Annotated in this window: 16 protein-coding genes; 4 read left to right on the top strand and 12 right to left on the bottom strand. The window is 57.8% G+C overall.

Annotated features, from left to right (window positions below; translation table 11 throughout):
- Positions 1-13: 13 nt before the first annotated feature.
- A complete protein-coding gene (locus tag NQ491_RS01120) occupies positions 14-1585 on the bottom strand; it encodes a glycerol-3-phosphate dehydrogenase/oxidase (protein ID WP_034282632.1) in 1572 nt (523 codons plus the stop codon).
- Between the two features lie 247 nt (positions 1586-1832).
- Here NQ491_RS01120 and NQ491_RS01115 point away from each other — a divergent pair, with 247 nt between their 5' ends.
- Positions 1833-2363: a GNAT family N-acetyltransferase gene (locus NQ491_RS01115; protein WP_019245199.1), complete on the top strand. Its 531-nt coding sequence runs from the start codon at positions 1833-1835 to the stop codon at positions 2361-2363.
- Between the two features lie 168 nt (positions 2364-2531).
- Here NQ491_RS01115 and NQ491_RS01110 read toward each other — a convergent pair whose 3' ends face one another.
- The 3 genes from NQ491_RS01110 to NQ491_RS01100 all read right to left on the bottom strand — a co-directional run bounded on the left by NQ491_RS01110 (position 2532) and on the right by NQ491_RS01100 (position 4050).
- The gene (locus NQ491_RS01110; protein WP_019245200.1) at positions 2532-3083 is read right to left on the bottom strand and encodes an NADH peroxidase; all 552 of its coding nucleotides are present in this window, start codon (positions 3081-3083) and stop codon (positions 2532-2534) included.
- A 37-nt stretch (positions 3084-3120) separates the two neighbouring features.
- Positions 3121-3543 (bottom strand): Fur family transcriptional regulator, encoded by a 423-nt coding sequence (locus NQ491_RS01105; protein ID WP_019245201.1) that lies wholly within the window; start codon positions 3541-3543, stop codon positions 3121-3123.
- Positions 3544-3681: 138 nt separating this feature from the next.
- Positions 3682-4050 (bottom strand): DMT family protein, encoded by a 369-nt coding sequence (locus NQ491_RS01100; protein WP_019245202.1) that lies wholly within the window; start codon positions 4048-4050, stop codon positions 3682-3684.
- An 87-nt stretch (positions 4051-4137) separates the two neighbouring features.
- On the opposite strand from NQ491_RS01100, the gene NQ491_RS01095 reads away from it, so the two are divergent.
- Positions 4138-4776 carry an MBL fold metallo-hydrolase gene (locus tag NQ491_RS01095; protein ID WP_019245203.1) on the top strand — a complete coding sequence of 213 codons (639 nt, stop codon included), beginning with the start codon at positions 4138-4140 and terminating at the stop codon, positions 4774-4776.
- 401 nt (positions 4777-5177) lie between these two features.
- Here the strand turns inward: NQ491_RS01095 and NQ491_RS01090 are convergent, their stop codons facing one another.
- From NQ491_RS01090 to NQ491_RS01075, 4 genes are all read right to left on the bottom strand, one after another.
- The gene (locus NQ491_RS01090; RefSeq protein ID WP_019245205.1) at positions 5178-5927 is read right to left on the bottom strand and encodes a YczE/YyaS/YitT family protein; all 750 of its coding nucleotides are present in this window, start codon (positions 5925-5927) and stop codon (positions 5178-5180) included.
- A 492-nt stretch (positions 5928-6419) separates the two neighbouring features.
- On the bottom strand, positions 6420-7667 hold the full coding sequence (locus NQ491_RS01085) for a glutamate-5-semialdehyde dehydrogenase (protein WP_019245206.1): 1248 nt from the start codon (positions 7665-7667) through the stop codon (positions 6420-6422).
- A gap of 14 nt (positions 7668-7681) precedes the next feature.
- Positions 7682-8770 (bottom strand): glutamate 5-kinase, encoded by a 1089-nt coding sequence (gene proB, locus NQ491_RS01080; protein ID WP_019245207.1) that lies wholly within the window; start codon positions 8768-8770, stop codon positions 7682-7684.
- A gap of 69 nt (positions 8771-8839) precedes the next feature.
- A complete protein-coding gene (locus tag NQ491_RS01075; RefSeq protein ID WP_019245208.1) occupies positions 8840-9631 on the bottom strand; it encodes a pyrroline-5-carboxylate reductase family protein in 792 nt (263 codons plus the stop codon).
- Between the two features lie 174 nt (positions 9632-9805).
- Here NQ491_RS01075 and NQ491_RS01070 point away from each other — a divergent pair, with 174 nt between their 5' ends.
- Complete coding sequence (locus NQ491_RS01070) at positions 9806-10381, top strand: helix-turn-helix domain-containing protein (protein WP_026089541.1); 576 nt, start codon at positions 9806-9808, stop codon at positions 10379-10381.
- Between the two features lie 21 nt (positions 10382-10402).
- Positions 10403-12055, top strand: a complete 1653-nt coding sequence (locus NQ491_RS01065) for an AMP-binding protein (RefSeq protein WP_019245210.1) — start codon at positions 10403-10405, stop codon at positions 12053-12055.
- A 157-nt stretch (positions 12056-12212) separates the two neighbouring features.
- Here NQ491_RS01065 and NQ491_RS01060 read toward each other — a convergent pair whose 3' ends face one another.
- The 4 genes from NQ491_RS01060 to thrA form a co-directional block, all read right to left on the bottom strand.
- A complete protein-coding gene (locus NQ491_RS01060; protein WP_019245211.1) occupies positions 12213-13334 on the bottom strand; it encodes a hypothetical protein in 1122 nt (373 codons plus the stop codon).
- 336 nt (positions 13335-13670) lie between these two features.
- Positions 13671-14978: a threonine synthase gene (gene thrC, locus NQ491_RS01055; protein ID WP_019245212.1), complete on the bottom strand. Its 1308-nt coding sequence runs from the start codon at positions 14976-14978 to the stop codon at positions 13671-13673.
- A gap of 91 nt (positions 14979-15069) precedes the next feature.
- The gene (locus NQ491_RS01050) at positions 15070-16281 is read right to left on the bottom strand and encodes a cofactor-independent phosphoglycerate mutase (RefSeq protein WP_019245213.1); all 1212 of its coding nucleotides are present in this window, start codon (positions 16279-16281) and stop codon (positions 15070-15072) included.
- 192 nt (positions 16282-16473) lie between these two features.
- Positions 16474-18909 carry a bifunctional aspartate kinase/homoserine dehydrogenase I gene (thrA, locus tag NQ491_RS01045; RefSeq protein ID WP_026089542.1) on the bottom strand — a complete coding sequence of 812 codons (2436 nt, stop codon included), beginning with the start codon at positions 18907-18909 and terminating at the stop codon, positions 16474-16476.
- Positions 18910-19062 lie beyond the last annotated feature (153 nt).

Below are 19062 nucleotides of genomic sequence, written 5' to 3'. Positions count from 1 at the left end.
GATTTTTGAATTGTCAAACTCGTTCCCGTTGCAATACGTACCCGTCGCACAAAGACTGGAAGCTGCGAGTCTCGGACTCGATCCACTCTCCCGGACGACCCAGCTCGCGCGCCATGATCTCCGCCACGGGACGGGCCATTTCCCGCGCGGCCCGGGCATCGAGGAACAGGGCCCGGATACGCCTCGACAGCACATCCTCGACATGCAGCGCCATCTCCTCGCGCACGGCCCACACGACCTGTCCGACGCGGAATCCGAAACGGGGATGCAGTTGCCGGCCGTTTTCCTCCGAACTGCGGATCAGCGCTTCTACCTTTTCCAAATCCGATCCGTAGACATAAAGATAATGATCGAAATCGGTCGTCTCGCGATATCCGTGAATGCGCAGATTCTCGGTCACGCAGCGGGCCCGAGCAACGAGTCCCAGCGAAATGGCCCGGTCGACCGTATCCTGCGCCATCCGGCGATAGGTCGTCCACTTGCCTCCGATGATCGTGATCAGGTTCGACCCGGACACCATAATTTTGTGACTGCGCGAAATTTCCTTCGTACTTTCCCCGCTCGATTTCGGGGCGGCCAGCGGACGAAGTCCGGCGAAGACGGACAGCACGTCCTCGCGCCGGGGACGGCCGCTCAGGTAACGGTCGGCCGTACGGAGAATGAAATCGATCTCCTCCTCCAGCGGACGGGGCTCGAGCGACGGCCGCTCGACCGTCGTGTCGGTCGTGCCGACCACCACGTAGTTATGCCACGGAACGGCGAACAGCACACGGCCGTCATCGGTTTTCGGGATCATCACGGCCTGTTCGCTACGAAGGAACTTTCGGTCGAGCACCAAATGGACTCCCTGACTGGGACGCACCAGATGAATGCCGGTCGGGTCGTCCATCTGAAGGATCGAATCGACGAAAACGCCCGTCGCATTGACAACGGTTTTCGCATCGAGCCGAAAGCGACGGCCGCTTTCGAGATCGACCGCCTCGACGCCCGAAAGCCTGCCGTCGGTCTTGAGCAGCTTTTCGACCCGGACGTAATTGACCGCGACGGCTCCGTGCTCGACAGCGGTCTGAGCCAAATTGACCGCCATGCGCGAATCGTCGAATTGCCCGTCATGATACAGGATACCGCCCCTCAGCTTGTCGGCGGACAGCGCGGGAACCGCTTCCAGCGCGCGTTTGCGGCTCAGATAGCGGGACCGACCGAAGGAAAGGCGGCCGGCCATCAGGTCGTAAAGCGTCAGCCCGATTCCGTAAAAGGGAGCTTCCCACCATCGATAGCAAGGAATGACGAACGACTGGTCCCTGACCAGATGAGGCGCGTTGCGACGCATCAGCCCCCGCTCCTTGAGCGCCTCGAGCACCAGCCTCACGTCGCCCTGAGCCAGATAGCGAACGCCTCCGTGTACGAGCTTCGTACTTTTGCTCGACGTCGATTTGGTAAAATCGGCCTGCTCCAGCAAAGCCACCCGGAATCCGCGCGAAGCCGCATCGACGGCGATTCCCAGCCCGGTAGCGCCCCCTCCGATCACGACGAAATCCCACGAGCGCTCGCGCTCCAGCCTTTCCAACAATTGGTCCCTATTCATACGATTAAGATTTGAACTCTGAACGTCCAACAAATAGAATGCTAAACTCGATCCGGTCGACCAAAGACAAGCGACAGACTGCTTTTTTCCTCCTTCCGCCCCGTTGTTTCTCAGACACTTCTCGCCGCAGGTTCCCCGATTGTCCGCGTCCGCAAGCAACGATATACAAATATAAAATAATCGGCGACATTTCCCAAACGGCATACCATTTTTTGTCCGTTCCGTTCATTTGACTATCTTTGCCCGCATGGAGCCCATACGAATCGAGACGACCGAGCACCCCCTGTTCGCCCAGATTTGGAAACTGTATAACGACAGCTTTCCTCGGGTCGAGCGACGGACGCTCGAGCACCAAAGAACGGCTTTGCGATCGGAACTTTACAGTCTGCTCGCTTATACCGACGAAGGGAAACTCGTCGGACTGGTCGGTTACTGGGAGTTCGACTCTTACGTATATATCGAGCACCTGTGCATCGATCCGTCGCTTCGGAGCGGAGGGTACGGCAGTCGGATCATGAAACATCTGTGCGGATCGACCGACAAGACGGTCATCCTCGAAATCGAGCCCGTAGTCGACGAACCGACTACGCGGCGGCTTCGCTTTTACGAAAAACTCGGGTTCCGGACGAATCCTTACCGCCACACGCAGCATCTCTACCACGAGGACGATCCCCGCGGATTCATGCTGACCGTGCTTTCCTACCCCGGAACGATCACGCAGCCCCAATACGACCGGTTCGACCGCGATCTGCGCAGCATCGTCATGAAGCGGGACTAGATCAAGCGTTCCGTGCATTCGCGCGGATACAACGGTATGGGTATTCCGTCCTTGCGCCGTCGGAAATTCGTTTCCGATCACGAAACACTCAAAAAAACGAAGGGAGGCCCTGCAAAGCCTCCCTTTCCACGATCGCTCGTCTGCGGGTGTTGCCCGCAGACAGTTCGACTATTTCTTGAAGTAACGATTGTAAAGGCCCTCAAAACCTTTGCCGTGACGCGCTTCGTCCTTGCACATTTCATGTACCGTATCGTGAATCGCATCCAGGTTCAGCTTCTTGGCCAGCGTAGCGATACGCTTCTTGTCCTCGCATGCGCCGCACTCGGCCTCCATACGGGCCTTGACATTGGTCTTCGTGTCCCACACGATCTCGCCCAGCAGCTCGGCGAACTTGGCGGCATGCTCGGCTTCCTCCCATGCATAACGCTTGAAAGCCTCGGCAATCTCGGGATATCCCTCGCGGTCGGCCTGACGGCTCATCGCCAGGTACATTCCCACCTCGCTGCACTCGCCCGAGAAATGCGCGCGCAGACCTTCCAGCACTTCCGGATCGACGCCCTTGGCCACGCCGATCACATGTTCGTCGGCCCACGTCATGGCCTCGCCCTCGACCACTTCCTTGAATTTCGAGCGGGGCTGCTTGCACTGCGGGCAAAATTCGGGAGCTTCCTCTCCCTCGTGCACGTAACCGCATACGGTACAGATAAACTTCTTTTTCATAGCCATCTTTCTGTTTAAGTTTGATTTTGTTATTCGTTCAGCCTTCCGACTGCATTCGGCAATTTTCGCAATATCCCTTATAATAAAGCTGCACCTCGTCGACCGTCCCTTCCTCGAACCGGACTGTCAGACTCCGGGAGTCGACCGGCAGCGGCAGGTCGCGCACGGCGCCGCAACCCCGGCAAAGCCAATGGGCATGGGGCCGGATATCTCCGTCGAAACGGGTATTTTTCCCGTCGATGTCGAGAGACAGTACGGCGCCTCGACTTGCCAACAGTCTCAGCGTATTATACACGGTCGTTCTCGACAGAGTCGGCATCGTCGGGCTCAGGGCGGAGAATATCTCGTCGGCCGTCGGATGCGTACAATGCGTTTTCAGGTATTCCATCACGGCCAGACGCTGAACCGACGGCTTGATGCCGTGGCCGAGCAGACAGTCCTGCATATCCCGAGCCTTCATTTGTATCGATTACAATTTTAAAAACAATGCAAATTTATCTCTTTTTTCACAACAGACAAACCTTTTTCGACTATTTTTATTGAAAAAAGTCAGCTCGGTATTCTTCGCAAGAATGGTGGAAGTGCGCTATCCTGCAAATTATTTCCTGAACACGAAGTAAACCGCCAGAACGAGGCAAGCGAATGCCGCGGCATGATTCCAACGGAACGTTTCCGTTTTGAACATCAGCAGGGCGAAAACGGTGAAAACCGTCAGCGAAACGACTTCTTGGATCACCTTGAGCTGGAACAGCGTGAAAGGTCCCCCGTTCTCGCGAAAACCGATCCGGTTCGCCGGTACCTGAAACAGGTATTCCAAGAACGCAATACCCCAGCAGAAGACGACCACCAGCAAAAACGGAAGGTTGTCGAACCACTTATGACCCTTGAGCCGCAGCTGCCCGTACCAGGCGAAAGTCATGAATATATTGGAAATAACGAGCAGGCCGATCGTAAGATAAGGTTTCATTGTACGCAAAAACAGTTTCGGAGCGCCAAATTTACAAACTATTCGTAAATTTACGGAACGCAAACGACAGTACGAATCGAAACGACTATGACGGACCAATATCTGACACGGGACAAGACGCTGGAGGTAACCTGCGTGGGCCACGCCTCGATCATGATGCGCTATGGCGAACGGATCATTCATGTCGATCCTTACGGCGACGTGGCCGACTACGGCCAGCTGCCGGATGCCGATCTGATTCTGATCACGCATCACCACGGCGACCATCTCGACACGCTGGCGATCGCCGAAATCGAGCGGCCGACGACGCAAATCATCGGCAGTCCGACCGTGATCCGCGAGCTGAAGCGGGGGAAAGCGCTTCGCAATGGCTCCCAGACCGTATGGAACGAGATTCCGATACGCGCCGTCCCCGCCTACAATCGCATCTCGATGCGTTCGCCCGGAGTTCCGTTCCATATCCGAGGCGAAGGCAACGGCTATCTGCTCGAAATCGAGAGGCTTCGCATATACATCGCCGGCGATACCGAGCTGATCCCCGAAATGGAGCATCTGGGCCCGATCGACATCGCTTTCCTGCCGAAGAACCTGCCGTACACGATGAGCGACCAGATGTTCATCGAGGCCGCCCGGCTGATCCGCCCGGCCGTACTCTACCCCTACCATTACTTCGAGATAGACCGAACCGCCTTGCAAGAGGCCCTGCCCGACATTAAAATACGGTGACAACGGTTTGCCGAAGCACAAACCGTATGCGACGGGAAGAAGAGAAACGATTCTCACAACACCGTGACGCCGTGCTATAACGCTTGCGCACAAGAGAAACTAAGGGAGCTCGTAAGCACGGTTCTGTTTCCCGGTTTTTGCGGGCATTCCTTCGCCGAGAATGCGGCCCGATTACTCAATCTGCAGCCGGAATCGATCGGCAAACTGTGCAAGACGAAGCAGTCACCGTACGATACGGAGGCTATCGTTCCTAATACCGGCGAAAACCGCTCGATTTCGATATGACCGATTCAAACTTTACCGTATGCGTTGTGCAAGCGCAAACCGTCGGGTACGAAACAAATCCGGGGAAGAATCGCTACCGGGAAGAGTCGGACATTCGTAAGCAGGCAATTTTCAGCCTATTCGGCACCATCGCTACGGCGATAGAGGAGTCGCGCCAGTCCGAACAGATAACGTCGAAATCCCGGGACATAGGCCAGCAGGCGGTCGAACCAACCCAGATGCGGAGCAATGAATTTAATCACGAGTCCGACGTAGATCATCGCGAAAAGCGTTCCGACACCTATGACATTCCATTGCCAACTTCCGAAAAACAGATAGCAACTCGCCACGGCGAGCAGTACGAGGGTCGTATCCACTCCGATCTTGACTTTTGCGAACGGACGGCGCGTCACCTGACTGATGACGATCGAAATTCCTTCGCCCGGCATGGTTACCGAACCGCACCGGACCTCGAAGGCGATGCCGATACCCATGATCGTACAGCCTGCCAACTGGGTGAGCAACTGCGAAGTCAGCGTCGTGCATTCCAGTCCGGATGTCAATGCCATATTCAGGTCGATCAGCCACCCGAAAATAAATCCTATGACCAGCTGGAAAAGCTGCATGGGGTCGAATCTCCTTCGCAGGATAAGAATCTGACAGAGTACCAGGACCGCATTCATCGCAATCGTATATCCGCCGATCGTCCATGCCGGAACACGGCTTATCGGGCCGGCCAGCGAAAAAACGAACGGCAGCGAGGAGATCACGCTGCTGCCCAAACACGATTTTACGCAAAGAACGACTCCCAATGTCATCAGATACAATGAGATCAGGAGCAGAAAATGTTGCCAGAGAAAAGATAAGGTCTTTTCTTTTTTCGTCATAGATGTTGTTAAATATCGTTTCTTCGCCATATGGCGGATCCGGATCGCAGGAATAGGGAACACGCCGTTTCAAAAAACACGAGCAGTTGAAAAGAAGAACGCACCGAGGTCGTCCCTGCCAAACTGGATCGTCCAGAACAGCATAGTCTATTTCAGACCTTCCGGTTCTTCCAAATATCTCGCATATTACGACTGATTATCACTCATTTTCAGGCACTGGAGACATCAGCTTTCTTAAAAACCGCTATCTTATACATTCAGTACATTCAAGCATGCAGATATTTTTTAGAGGAAGTTCATCTTGTTTCCCTCTCACCTCGTCATATCCGTTCGGGGGAAAGATTCTATTCTCTTTTTCCGCGATGTCTGTCTCTATCGGCAAAATGCACGCGGGCTAACCGGCAGCCGTATGTACAGCCCAAACGACACACACAGAAGAAATTGCGGATTCTCCGGCTCAAGACGGCCGAGCAGAGAATTGGTCTGTCCCCATTACGCGCGGGTCTGGCCGTCTCCGTCGATCAGATACTTGTATGTCGTCAGCTCGCGCAGAGCCATCGGTCCCCGGGCGTGCAACTTCTGCGTACTGATACCGATCTCGGCGCCCAAACCGAACTGGGCTCCGTCCGTAAAGGCCGTAGAAACGTTGGCATAAACGCAAGCCGCGTCGACACGCTGCTGGAATTCTCGAATCGTTCCGGCATTCTCGGACACGACCGCCTCGCTGTGACGCGACGAGTAGCGAGCGATATGCTCTACCGCCTCGTCGAGCGACCCGACCGTGCGGATCGACATACGGTACGCGAGGAACTCGGTCCCATAGCTATGCTCGTCGGCATGTCGTAACAACGCTCCGGGATAACGTCCGTCGAGCGCCTCGTAGGCCGGGGAATCGGCAAGAATCACGACCTGTCGCTCCGCCAGCGGGCCGCAAAGCTCCGGCAGATCGGCCAAACGCTCGCGGTGCACGACGAGGCAGTCGAGCGCATTGCACACGCTCACGCGGCGCGTCTTCGCATTGAAGACGATACGGGCACCCTTTTCCAGATCGCCCTCGCGGTCGAAATAGGTATGGCAGACACCGGCCCCGGTCTCGATCACAGGAACCCGCGCATGGTCGCGTACATAGTCGATCAGTCCCTTGCTGCCGCGCGGAATCACCAGATCGATCTGTCCCACGGCCTCCAACAGGGCGGTCGTCGCCTCGCGCCCGGGAGGCATCAGCGTGACGCAATGCTCGTCGAAACCGTTTTCGCGCAATACGTCCCGGATCAGCTCGGCAATGGCGGCATTCGAGTCGCGGGCATCGCTTCCGCCCTTCAGTACGCAAGCGCTTCCGGCCTTCAGGCAAAGCGAGAACACGTCGAAGCCTACGTTCGGCCGGGCCTCGTAAATCACGCCGATCACGCCGAACGGAACGGACACTTTCCGGATTTTCATGCCGTTTGGCCGCATCCGCTCGTCGAGCGTCAGCCCCAGCGGCGAAGGCAGCGAGGCCACGTTGCGCATGTCGGCCGCAATACCGGCAATCCGCTCCGGAGTGAGCTGCAATCGGTCGTACATCGGATCGGAAGGATCCTTGCGCGCCAAATCCTCGCGGTTGGCCGCGAGAATATCGTCCGATCGGCGCTCCGCCGCATCGGCTACGGAGAACAGCACCCGGTCGATCCGTTCCGGCTCGATCCGGTTCAGCCAGCGCGAAGCCTCGACGGCCCGTTCGAAAAGAGATTTCGGTTCCATATGCTTTGTTTCGCTTAATCCATATAAAGATAATCGTAATGCACGAGCGGTCGGCCGCCTTTGCGCCCCGCCACCTGCCGGGCCCGCTCGCTGTCGCATGCGACGCGGCCGACGCCGATCGCGATGCCGTCGGGCGAAACGATCTTCACGATGTCGTCCTTCTCGAATTCGCCCTCGACACGACAAACGCCCACCGGAAGCAGGCTCGTCGCCTCGGGGCGCAACAAAGCCTCGTACGCCCCCTCGTTGATATGCAATTCTCCCTTGGCGAAACCCTCGCTATGAGCGATCCACTTCTTGACCTGCGAAATCGAATGCGAGGCCGGAACGAAACGGGTCGATACGACGTCCGATCCCGGCGACAGCAGGTCGGTCAGTATACCGTCGCGCTTGCCGTTGGCGACCGTCACCTCGATTCCCTCGTCCGCCACCTTGCTCGCCATGCGGTACTTGGTCAGCATCCCTCCCCGCCCGAACTGCGAGCGACCGGTCTGAATATACCCGCTCAGATCGTCGCGGTGCGGCTCGACCGTTCGGATGACGGCCGAAGCGGGATCGGAAGGATCGCCGTTATATATTCCGTCTATATTGCTCAGAATGATCAGGGCCTCGGCATCCATCATCGCCGCGATCAGGCCCGAAAGCTCGTCGTTGTCGGTGAACATCAGCTCGGTTACCGAGACCGTATCGTTCTCGTTGACGATCGGAATCACGCCGTGATCGAGCATGACCGTCATGCAGTGCTGCTGATTCAGGTAATGGCGCCGGGTCGAAAAGCTCTCTTTGGTCGTCAGCACTTGGCCGCAGAGGATGCCGCGGTCGCGCATCAGCTCGTAATAGCGATTGATCAGCTTGACCTGTCCGACGGCCGAGAACAGCTGGCGCGCCGAGACCGAGTCGAGCTTGCGCTCCGTCCCCAACTCGCTACGGCCCGCGGCCACGGCTCCGGACGAAACCAATATGATCTCGACTCCCCCCCTATGCAACTGCGCGATCTGGTCGGAAAGCGCAGACATGCGCGTCGTATCGAGCGTACCGTCATCCCTCGTCAGCACATTGCTGCCCACCTTGACAACCACCCGTCCGAATCGATATCGTTCCATAAAATCTTCTCCTTGCCTCTTTCCGCTTGAATTCCTTTTCGATCTCCCGTCGGTCTCGTCGCGCCGGTTCTACCGGCTTTCGAGCAATCCGGCCCGCACCGCGCCTTCGAAACCGTCCCTCGTCATGGCTTCCAGTCCCTTGAGCGTAATGCCTCCGGGCGTTGTCACTTTATCGATCTCCTGCTGGGGCATCGTGTCGTTGCATTCGAGCAGCGCCAAAGCGCCCCTCATCGTCTGCATCACCACCTCGCGCGACTCGGCCGCCGAGAACCCGAGCTCGACGCCGCCACGTATCGAAGCGTCTATATACTTGAGCGCAAAGGCAATTCCGCAGGAGGCGAGCGACGTACCGGCCGTCATCATTTCCTCGGTCACGACGAATGTTCGGCCCAACTGGTCGAACATCGCCACGACGGCATTCAGCTGCTCGCCGGTCGCGCCGCTATGCGCGATAAAGGTAACGCTGCGTCCCAGCGAAATGGCCGTATTCGGGATGATGCGGTAAAGCACGGGCGCAATCCCGCTGCCGTTATCGAGCATCTCGGTCAGACGCTCGAACGAAACTCCCGCCACGACCGAGGCCACCTGCTGGCGCCGGTAATCGAGCACGTCGCGCACGCCGGCCGCAATTTCCTCCAGCAGCCACGGCTTGACGGCAAACAGGACAAGATCGGCGCTTTCGACGGCCGCCCGATTGTCGGACATCGTAACAATGGCGGAATTACACTCTTTGATTCTGTCCAAAGTCCGGGCGGTTCGGGCCGTTACGGTAATATCGCCGGCCGCTATCATGTTCCCGGCAGCCAGCCCTCCGGCGATCGCACCGCCCATGTTACCGCCGCCGATAATCGTAATTTTCATAGATTCGCTCTTTTGAACGCTCAAAGTTAAGAAAAATATCGGTTAAGCCGAGCCGGCCGGCTCCTCATTCGATATCGGGTCCGTTGGATTTCGTATTTTCCCTGAAAAAATATTTGGCGGCGCTGAAAGCACAGGATAACTTTGATCTCAGTAAGGACATAAACCGAGACAACCATGACAGAGAATATCGGATATAAGCTAAGACGTTTGCGCGAAGACAACAACATGTCGGTCAGCGACATATCGTCGCAATCGGGCGTTCATCCGTCTCAGATCGAATCGATCGAAAAAGGGGAGCTGATTCCCTCGGTCGCTACGCTCGTCAAGCTCTCGCGCTCGCTGGGAGTGCGTCTGGGAACTTTCCTCGACGGAATGGAGTCGACCGAGCCGGCCGTTACCCAAAACGGAAGCCAGGCCCCCCGCCCCACGATCAATCTGGCCGAGGGCAAGGGCAGTGACATGGAACATCTGAAATTCTACGCCTTGGCGCAAAACAAGGCCGACCGGAATATGGAACCGTTCATCGTCAACGTGGAATACACGGTTCCCGACGCGAAGCCGTCGAATCACGAGGGCGAGGAGTTTCTGTACGTACTGAACGGCGACGTGGAACTCGCGTACGGTCAGGAAAAATATCTGCTGCACCCGGGCGACAGCATCTATTTCGACTCGATCGTTCCCCACAGTCTGTCGAGCACGGAGCCCGGCGCCAAAGCCAGGATACTGGCCGTAGTCTACACTCCGTATTAATCCGTTGGCTTTCGTAGAAAAATGGAATTGATCGACTATACGCTGGGCGGCATCCTCGAGAAATGGGTGCGCGAACAGCCGGATCACGAATTCATGATATACCCCGACCGGGGACTGCGCTTCTCGTACAAGGAGTTCGACGAGCGAGTCGATATTTTCGCCAAGGGCCTGCTCGCCATCGGCGTGCGCAAGGGCAGCAAGGTCGGCGTATGGGCCAAGAACGTGCCCGACTGGATGACGCTGATGTTCGCGACGGCCAAGATCGGCGCCGTGCTGGTCACCGTCAATACGAACTACAAGGCCGCCGAGCTCGAGTACATTATGAAGAACGCCGACATTCATACCATGTGTATGGTGAACGGCTACCGCGACAGCGACTACGTGCAGATACTGTACGATCTGGTGCCCGAGCTGAAAACATTGCCCCGGGGCCATCTGCATAGCGAACGTTTTCCCGAACTGCGCAACGTAGTATACATCGGACAGGAAAAGCAGCGGGGCATGTACAACACCTCCGAGCTGATGACGCTCGGATCGCTGACGGACGACGCGATGCTCAGCGAAGCGAAAGCGCAGGTCGGCTGCCACGACGAAATCAACATGCAATACACTTCCGGCACGACCGGCTTCCCGAAAGGGGTCATGCTGACGAGCCACAACATTCTGAACAACGGGCAGACGATCGGCGACTGCATGCACTTCACGTCGGCCGACCGGCTGCTGATCTGCGTGCCGTTGTTCCACTGCTTCGGATGCGTGCTGGGCGTCTGCTCGGTCATCACGCACGGATCGACCATGGTAATGGTCGAGGACTTCGATCCGCTGAAGGTGCTCGCGTCGGTCCACAGAGAGCGCTGCACGGCGCTGCACGGCGTGCCGACGATGTTCATCGCCGAGCTGAACCACCCGATGTTCGACATGTTCGATCTGTCGTCGCTGCGAACGGGCATTATGGCCGGAGCCCCCTGCCCTATCGAGACGATGAAGCAGGTCATGGATAAAATGTACTGCAAAGAGATCATCAGCGTTTACGGCCTGACCGAGGCATCGCCGGGCATGACCGCTTCGCGCGTGACGGACTCGATGGAAATCCGGGCGACGACCGTAGGCTGCGCGTTCCCGAACGTCGAAGTGAAAGTGCTCGACCCCGCGACGAACAAGGAGTGTCCTCCGGGCACGCCGGGCGAGATGTGCTGCAAGGGCTACAATATCATGAAGGGCTACTACAAGAATCCGGAAGCGACGGCGGCCATCATCGACGAGAACGGATTTCTGCACTCGGGCGATCTGGGCGTCATGGACGAGAACGGCTACTTCCGCATTACGGGACGTATCAAGGAGATGATTATCCGGGGCGGCGAGAATATCTATCCGCGCGAGATCGAGAACTTCCTCTATAAGATGCCCCAGATCGAGGCGGTCGAAGTGGCCGGCATTCCGAGCCCGAAATACGGCGAGGAGGTCGGAGCGTTCATCAAGATCAAGGAGGGAAGCTCGCTGACCGAGGAAGAAGTAAGACTGTACTGCCGGGGACAGATCGCACGTTACAAAATCCCGAAATACATCTTCTTCGTCGACGGCTATCCGATGACCGCCAGCGGCAAGATTCAGAAATACAAGCTGAAGGACGTCGGTCTCCGTCTGTTAAAAGAAAAAGGAGTCGAAGTCATTTAATCGAGAACTGCAGGATTTTCCTGCAGTTTTTTGCTTTTTAAATCCGTCCGCCGCTACAGGGACTTTTCCGTCCGTAACATACCCCGTTTCGACTTTTGTCGGCGACGGCTACTTACACTGAGTAGGATTCATCGAAATAACGGAAGCCGTGTGCCCATCAGACAGGAATGAGCACAGCGAAACAATTTCGCGGATAAGGCGGCTTCAGGTCCACTCCGTCCGCGCCGACGACCACCTTCTCCGTCGTCTGTGCACCGGAAGCTGCATCGAACCAGCGCACTTCGAAACTCCGTCCCGAATCCGCCGGACGATAGATCACGGGCACGCCGAGCGAAAAAAACACCACCTCGATCCCATTGGCGGCACGGGACGAATACACACCCTCGCGGACGGCTTTCCGCGGACGGAGGTCCCAAAAGCGGACGCATCGCTCGATCTGGCGGATCGTACCGATACAATGCATCGAAATCTCGCAAAGTCCCAACCCGGCCGGCGGACGATGGAAACGACTCGAGGCCAGTCCTCCCAACACATTTCGGCAGAACGTAGCGACCGCATGTTCCGAATCTCCTCCGTGCGTTCGGGCACCGCTACCGTAGATCTTCACGCTATTCAAGGGCCGGGGCGACTGCCGGACATACTCGCGGACATAAAGGATGCCGTCCCAATTGGCATCGCCTTGAGCATGCGCATTTTGCGAAATATCCACAAAATCATACCGTGCAGGATAATCCAGCGTTTGTTTGTGCATGGCCGAGCGCATATTCCAGTCGTCCCACATTTCGGTCAGGCAGACCGTCCTATCGCCGGCGGCCTCGCGGATGAAAGCGGCCCAATACGCGGACCACTCCTCCCGTCCGCTCGTTTCGTTGTCAATGCAGTAAAGCACATGGGGATATTTCAGCGAAATGTCGAGCAGTTTGCGAACGAACGCCTGCTGATATGCGAGCAGAACGGCATTGTCGTCCAGCGCGGGTACGCTGAAAAAGAACGGTTGCCGATTCAGGCCAGGATGAAACGGATACGACTCGGCGAGCCCGGACTCGGCGGACGTGTAATTCACATTGTTTTTGGGGTTATACGGGTCGCTGTCCCAAAATCGCTGGGAATGATCGAAACGATCCCAAATCTCGATTTGGACGATAACGTCCCGCTTTCGAGTATAACGGAGCAATCGTTCGAACCTTTCCCAATACTCGGGATTCCACCGGTTCAAATCGTACCTGCCGTCGGACATCCTTTCATAGGCCCTTACGTCCCCCGCATCCCGGTCGCTCATCGTATTGCGTACGTAATTGCCCCCTGCGGCAATCAGAGAATCGAGATGGGTTTCAAGATTCGGACTTTGGAACAAATTGTCATTACCGGAAGCTCCCAACAAAAGGACCGGCCGTTTTTTGTACTGCCAGTAAAGAGGATTCTTGCTTCAAGGTTGAATCCGTTTTGACCCGGAAGCGGCCGATACCGACAGAAAGGACAGGAAAAGAAAGATGCACAAACGACCCATGACGAAATGGATTAATACTTACTTTCGCCAAGTTAAGAATTAACAGCGATATTTCCAAGGCCCTCCCTTTCTGCTCGAACCGTTTCAACAGCCCTGATCAACAATGGGTTAAATATCCGATTCCCCGATCAGGTATTTTTTGAAAGTTTCAAAATCGGCCGGTAACTCGACCGACAGCTTCTTCCCTCTCATGAACTCGGCGAGGCGAGCCGGAATTTCGATGCTCCGGCCGATAACCGGCTCCACGCGGTCGCGGAACTTGGCCGGATGCGCCGTTTCGAGAAAGACTCCCGTCTCGTCCTCGCGCAGCCCTTCGCACAAAGCGAGGTAACCGCATGCCCCGTGCGGATCGAGCAAATACCCCGTCCGCTCAAGCGTCTCGGCAATCGCCCGGCAAATCTGCTCGTCGTCGTAGCGGGCAGCGGATATGTCGGCCCGGATCGCTTCGAGAGAACGGCCGTACAAGTCGAGTATGCGGGCGAAATTGCTCGGATCGCCTACGTCCATCGCATTGGCGATCGTAGCGACCGACGGCCGGGGCTCGTAATTTCCCGTCTGCAAATAGTGATAGAAAATATCGTTCCGGTTATTGGCCGCAATGAACCGCTTCACTGGCAATCCCATCCTTTTGGCGAACAGTCCCGCCGTCAGATTGCCGAAATTGCCGCTCGGCACGCTGACGACGATCGGTCCCGACAGGCCGGCCTCGCGCAGCCGGGCATAGGCGTTGAAATAGTAGAACGCCTGCGGCAGAAAGCGCGCGACGTTGATCGAATTAGCCGAGGTCAGCGAAAGGCGCTCGCCGAGCTCCCGGTCCATAAACGCGGCCTTGACCAGCCGCTGACAATCGTCGAACGTGCCGTCGATCTCGAGCGCCGTAATGTTACGACCCAGCGTCGTGAACTGCTTCTCCTGAATCTCGCTGACCTTCCCTTTCGGATAGAGTACGACTACGTCGATACCCTCCACGTCCAGAAACCCGTTGGCTACGGCGCTGCCCGTATCGCCCGACGTGGCGACCAGTACCGTGACGCGGTCTCCCCCGCGCCCGAGAAAATAGGAAAGCATGCGGGCCATGAAACGGCCGCCGACATCCTTGAACGCCAGCGTCGGTCCGTGAAAAAGTTCCAAAGACCAGACGCGGTCCTCGACCCGGACCACCGGCGCGTCGAAACTCAGCGTATCGGTCACTATGCGCTGCAAAGCGTCCGCATCGACATCCTCGCCGAAGAACGCCTCGGCCACGCGGCAGGCGATCTGTACGAAAGAAAGGCCCGGCATCTCGCGGAAAAACGACTCGGGCAAACGCTCGATGCGCCCGGGCATGTAGAGCCCCCTGTCCGGGGCCAGTCCGCGCACGACGGCCTCCTTGAGCGAGGCTTCCGCGGCACGGCGGTTGGTACTGTAGTAATTCATCTGTTTTCTATTGAAATATCCGGACCGTTCCGGCCGGCTATCCGAACGCGCCGAGGCGGCCGGTCGATCCGGCAACCGAGCGTGCGCGCTATCAGTCGCCGTCGATAAACAAATTCATAAACTCGTCGCCCGACAGGTTTCCGTAACTGCCCTCCTGCGCGGACCGCTCGTCGAAACGCTGCACGCCGTCGCCCGACACACCGGTACGGTAAATCGTGAACGGTACCGGCTTGGCCGTATGCGTCCGCAGGGCGCAGGGCGTCGGATGATCGGGCAGAATGGCCATCGACACGGGCTCGTCCCAGCCGGATATCTCATCGAGAATCGTCTTCACGACCCGCGAGTCGAGGTACTCGATCGTCCGGACCTTCAGCTCGGCATCGCCCTCGTGTCCGGCCTCGTCGCTCGCCTCGATATGCAGAAAAACGAAATCGTGCGTGCGCAGCGCATCGAGCGCGGCCCGTGCCTTGCCTTCGTAATTGGTCGTATACAGCCCGGTCGCCCCCTCGACGTCGACCGGCTTCAGGCCGGCATAAACGCCGATACCCTTGATCAGGTCGACGGCCGAAATCACGACTCCGTCACGGATGCCGTAACGCTGCATCAGCGTTTCCATTCGCGGACGGTAACCCGGCGACCAGGGCCAAATGCTGTTGGCAGGCTCCTTGCCGGCCGCCACTCGGGCCCGGTTGACCGGATGATCCTTCAGTAACTCCTGCGAACGCTCGACCAACTCGTTGATGCGGACGGCCGTCGCCTCGGCTTCGGGGACCAAGGCCCGGACCAGCACATCCCGGTACGGAGTCCCCGGCACGTCGTGAGGAGGCGTCGTCGCAATCCGCTTGTCGCCGCCCTTGAGCTTCAGCAGATGACGATAGGACACGCCGGGAAAAAAATTAGCGTCCCCGCCGCCCAGCTCCTTCTGGAGAAAAACGATCAGCTCGGCGGCCTCCTCGCTGGTAATATGCCCGGCCGAATGGTTTTTGATCCGTCCCTGCTCGATCGTCAGCAGATTGCAGCGCATGGCCATCTCGCCGTCCTCGATCCGCACGCCCATGCTGGCCGCTTCGAGCGAACCGCGCCCCTCGAACACTTTCGGCAGGTCGTATCCCAGAACAGAAAGGTTGGCGATCTCGCTGCCGGGAGCGAACCCGGCAGGAACCGTGGCGAGCATTCCGCTCCGCCCCAACGCCGCGACCCGGTCGATCGACGGCTTGCAGGCGGCCTGAAGAGGCGTTCTCCCCCCCAAAGAGCCGATCGGCTCGTCCGCCATGCCGTCTCCCAGAATAATGATGTATTTCATCTGCAACTCGTTTATTGTCTTTTCCAAAGCCTCTCCTCCGACAATGCTCTGCGCCTCATATCGTCCTCGCCCCCGGTCTCACCGTACGCGAAAGACTCCCGTCCCGCAGCGAAGGCCGCCTCCGTCTTCTCTCTTTCCGGCAGTCGGAATCGAAGAATCGTCCGGCCGCAATCACGCCGCCGGAGCAGGAGCTTACCGGATATTGGCGATGCTGATGATATCGGCGAACACGCCGGCAGCAGTCACGCTCGCCCCGGCTCCGTAGCCCTTGATTTGCATCGGGTACTCCTTGTACCGCTCGGTCGTCAGCAGAATCACGTTGTTGCTGCCGGCCAAGTGATAGAAAGGACTCTCGCTATCCACCTCGCGCAGCGATACTTCGGTCCGGCCGTTCTCCATGCAGGCCACGAAACGCCAGCGCAACCCGGCGGCTTCCAGCCTCCGGCGGCGCTGCTCGAAATCGGCGTCCACCTCGGGAATCCGGCGCCAGAACTCCTCGACCGACCCCTCGAAATACTTCTCGGGAATGAACAACTCTTTCTTGACATCGGCCTGCTCGACGCGGTAACCCGCCTCGCGCGACAGGATCACGAGCTTGCGGATCACGTCCGTACCGCTCAGATCGACCCTCGGATCGGGCTCGGCGTATCCGGCCTCCTGCGCCATACGGATCGCCCGGCTCATCGGAACGGTCGCGCTCATCTCGTTGAAAATGAAGTTCAGCGTACCCGACACGACCGCCTCGATCTTGATAATGCGGTCACCGCTGTTGATCAGATCGCTGATCGTGTTGATGATCGGCAGGCCGGCGCCCACGTTCGTTTCGAAAAGAAACTTGACGCCCCGCTTGCGCGCGATCGACTTGAGCTCGGCATAACGCTCGTAGGACGACGAGGCGGCGATCTTGTTGGCCGCCACGACCGACACGTTGTGCTCGAGCAGATCCTTGTAGATTCCGGCCACTTCGGCGCTCGCCGTACAATCGACGAAAACCGAGTTGAAGATGTTCATCCTCAGAATCTCGTCGCGGAAACGCTCGGGCGACGATTCGTTCCGGGAATGCTCCAGCTCCTGCTTGTAAGTCGTCAGGTCGAGTCCGTCGCGGTTGACGACGAAGCGCCGGGAGTTGGTCGCCCCGACGACGCGGATTTGCAGCGAGTTGTTCTTCATCAGTGTCTGCTGCTGCAACCGTATCTGCTCGAGCAGATTGCTGCCCACGAGCCCGACGCCGGCGATGAAAATATTGAGCACCTGATAGTCCGACAGAAAGAACGAATCATGGATCACGTTGAGCGACTTGCGCAAGCTCTCGAGCGAGACGACGAACGAAATGTTGGTCTCCGACGCGCCCTGAGCGCAGGCGATCACATTGATGCCGTTGCGCCCCAGCGTACCGAAAAGCCGTCCCGCGATGCCGGGCGTATGCTTCATGTTCTCGCCCACGATCGCGATCGTGGCCAGATTGGGCTCCTGCTTGATCCGGTTGATCTCTCCCATGGCGATTTCCTGAGCGAACTCGGCCGAGAGCACTTCGACCGCCACCGCAGCGTCGGCGTTGCGGACGCCTATCGACGTCGTATTCTCGGAAGCCGCCTGCGAGACGAAGAACACGCTGATGCCCGATTTGGCCAGCGTCTTGAATATCCTGTAATTGACGCCGATCACGCCGACCATGCCCAGTCCCTGAATCGTAATCAGGCAGGTGTCGTTGATCGACGAAATCCCCTTGATCGCCCGGCTGGGGTCCTTCACATGCTCGCGCGAGATGAACGTGCCGGGCGAATCGAGATTGAACGTATTCCTGATGACGATCGGAATATTCTTGTGGTAGGCGGGGAAAATCGTCGGCGGATAGATCACCTTCGCGCCGAAATTGCACAGCTCCATCGCCTCGACATAGCTCAGACGCTCGATCACGTAGGCGTTGTTGATCACTTTCGGGTCGGCGGTCATGAAACCGTCGACGTCGGTCCAGATTTCGAGCATCGCGGCATCGAGGGTCGAGGCGAGAATCGCCGCCGTATAGTCCGAACCTCCTCGGCCGAGGTTCGTAGCGTCCCCGCTCGCCAGATCGCTCGCGATGAAGCCGGGCACGACCACCGTGTGCGGCATCTGCCGGAACGTCTCGCGGATCAGTTCCTCGGTCGATGCGAAGTCGACGATATGCCGCCCGAAATAGGGCTTCGTCTTGACGAACCGGCGCGCATCGTAACGGACCGCTCCGGGAAGTGCTCCGCAAACGATCACCGATGAAAGCCGCTCGCCATAGCTGACGATCGCGTCGGTCGTTTTCGGCGAAAGGTCCTTGATCAGATAGACTCCTTTGAAAATATTGGAGAGCTCGTCGAGCAGGCGGCCGATTTGCTCGCGAACCGACGGCAGGTTCTCCTTCAGCACGACCGTATCGGCCAACCCGTAATGCCGCGCGACCATTTCCGCCAACGAAGCGGCATAGCCGTCATCGCCCGCAGCGGCCGTCCGGGCCGTCTGCAAAAGCTGGTCGGTTATGCCGCCCAAAGCCGATACGACGACGATCGCGTCCTCCGTACATGCTCCGACCACCTTCTTCACCTGTGACAATCCTTCTGCGGAACCTACGGACGATCCGCCAAACTTCAACACTTTCATCGGTTCTTCTCTCTGTTTTTTTGATTTCGAGCGACCCGACCGCCTCCGCGATCCGCCGCACCTTCTTTACATCAGTGGGTTCGATATTCGTTATGCAGGAAAACTCCCGCCGTCTCCCGGCACGCCATGCGCACACGCCGGTCCGGCCGCTCA

It is taken from the genome of Alistipes ihumii AP11 (assembly GCF_025144665.1).
Taxonomy (GTDB): Bacteria; Bacteroidota; Bacteroidia; order Bacteroidales; family Rikenellaceae; genus Alistipes_A; species Alistipes_A ihumii.
The sequence above is the reverse complement of the archived record's forward strand: the minus strand, read 5'-3'. Positions and strand labels throughout refer to the sequence as shown.

Coding starts and splice junctions, on each gene's coding strand:
- NQ491_RS01120 (WP_034282632.1), bottom strand. CDS start 1,585: ATGAATAGGGACCAATTGTTGGAAAGGCTGGAGCGCGAGCGCTCGTGG.
- NQ491_RS01115 (WP_019245199.1), top strand. CDS start 1,833: ATGGAGCCCATACGAATCGAGACGACCGAGCACCCCCTGTTCGCCCAG.
- NQ491_RS01110 (WP_019245200.1), bottom strand. CDS start 3,083: ATGAAAAAGAAGTTTATCTGTACCGTATGCGGTTACGTGCACGAGGGA.
- NQ491_RS01105 (WP_019245201.1), bottom strand. CDS start 3,543: ATGAAGGCTCGGGATATGCAGGACTGTCTGCTCGGCCACGGCATCAAG.
- NQ491_RS01100 (WP_019245202.1), bottom strand. CDS start 4,050: ATGAAACCTTATCTTACGATCGGCCTGCTCGTTATTTCCAATATATTC.
- NQ491_RS01095 (WP_019245203.1), top strand. CDS start 4,138: ATGACGGACCAATATCTGACACGGGACAAGACGCTGGAGGTAACCTGC.
- NQ491_RS01090 (WP_019245205.1), bottom strand. CDS start 5,927: ATGACGAAAAAAGAAAAGACCTTATCTTTTCTCTGGCAACATTTTCTG.
- NQ491_RS01085 (WP_019245206.1), bottom strand. CDS start 7,667: ATGGAACCGAAATCTCTTTTCGAACGGGCCGTCGAGGCTTCGCGCTGG.
- proB (WP_019245207.1), bottom strand. CDS start 8,770: ATGGAACGATATCGATTCGGACGGGTGGTTGTCAAGGTGGGCAGCAAT.
- NQ491_RS01075 (WP_019245208.1), bottom strand. CDS start 9,631: ATGAAAATTACGATTATCGGCGGCGGTAACATGGGCGGTGCGATCGCC.
- NQ491_RS01070 (WP_026089541.1), top strand. CDS start 9,806: ATGACAGAGAATATCGGATATAAGCTAAGACGTTTGCGCGAAGACAAC.
- NQ491_RS01065 (WP_019245210.1), top strand. CDS start 10,403: ATGGAATTGATCGACTATACGCTGGGCGGCATCCTCGAGAAATGGGTG.
- NQ491_RS01060 (WP_019245211.1), bottom strand. CDS start 13,334: ATGAGCGACCGGGATGCGGGGGACGTAAGGGCCTATGAAAGGATGTCC.
- thrC (WP_019245212.1), bottom strand. CDS start 14,978: ATGAATTACTACAGTACCAACCGCCGTGCCGCGGAAGCCTCGCTCAAG.
- NQ491_RS01050 (WP_019245213.1), bottom strand. CDS start 16,281: ATGAAATACATCATTATTCTGGGAGACGGCATGGCGGACGAGCCGATC.
- thrA (WP_026089542.1), bottom strand. CDS start 18,909: ATGAAAGTGTTGAAGTTTGGCGGATCGTCCGTAGGTTCCGCAGAAGGA.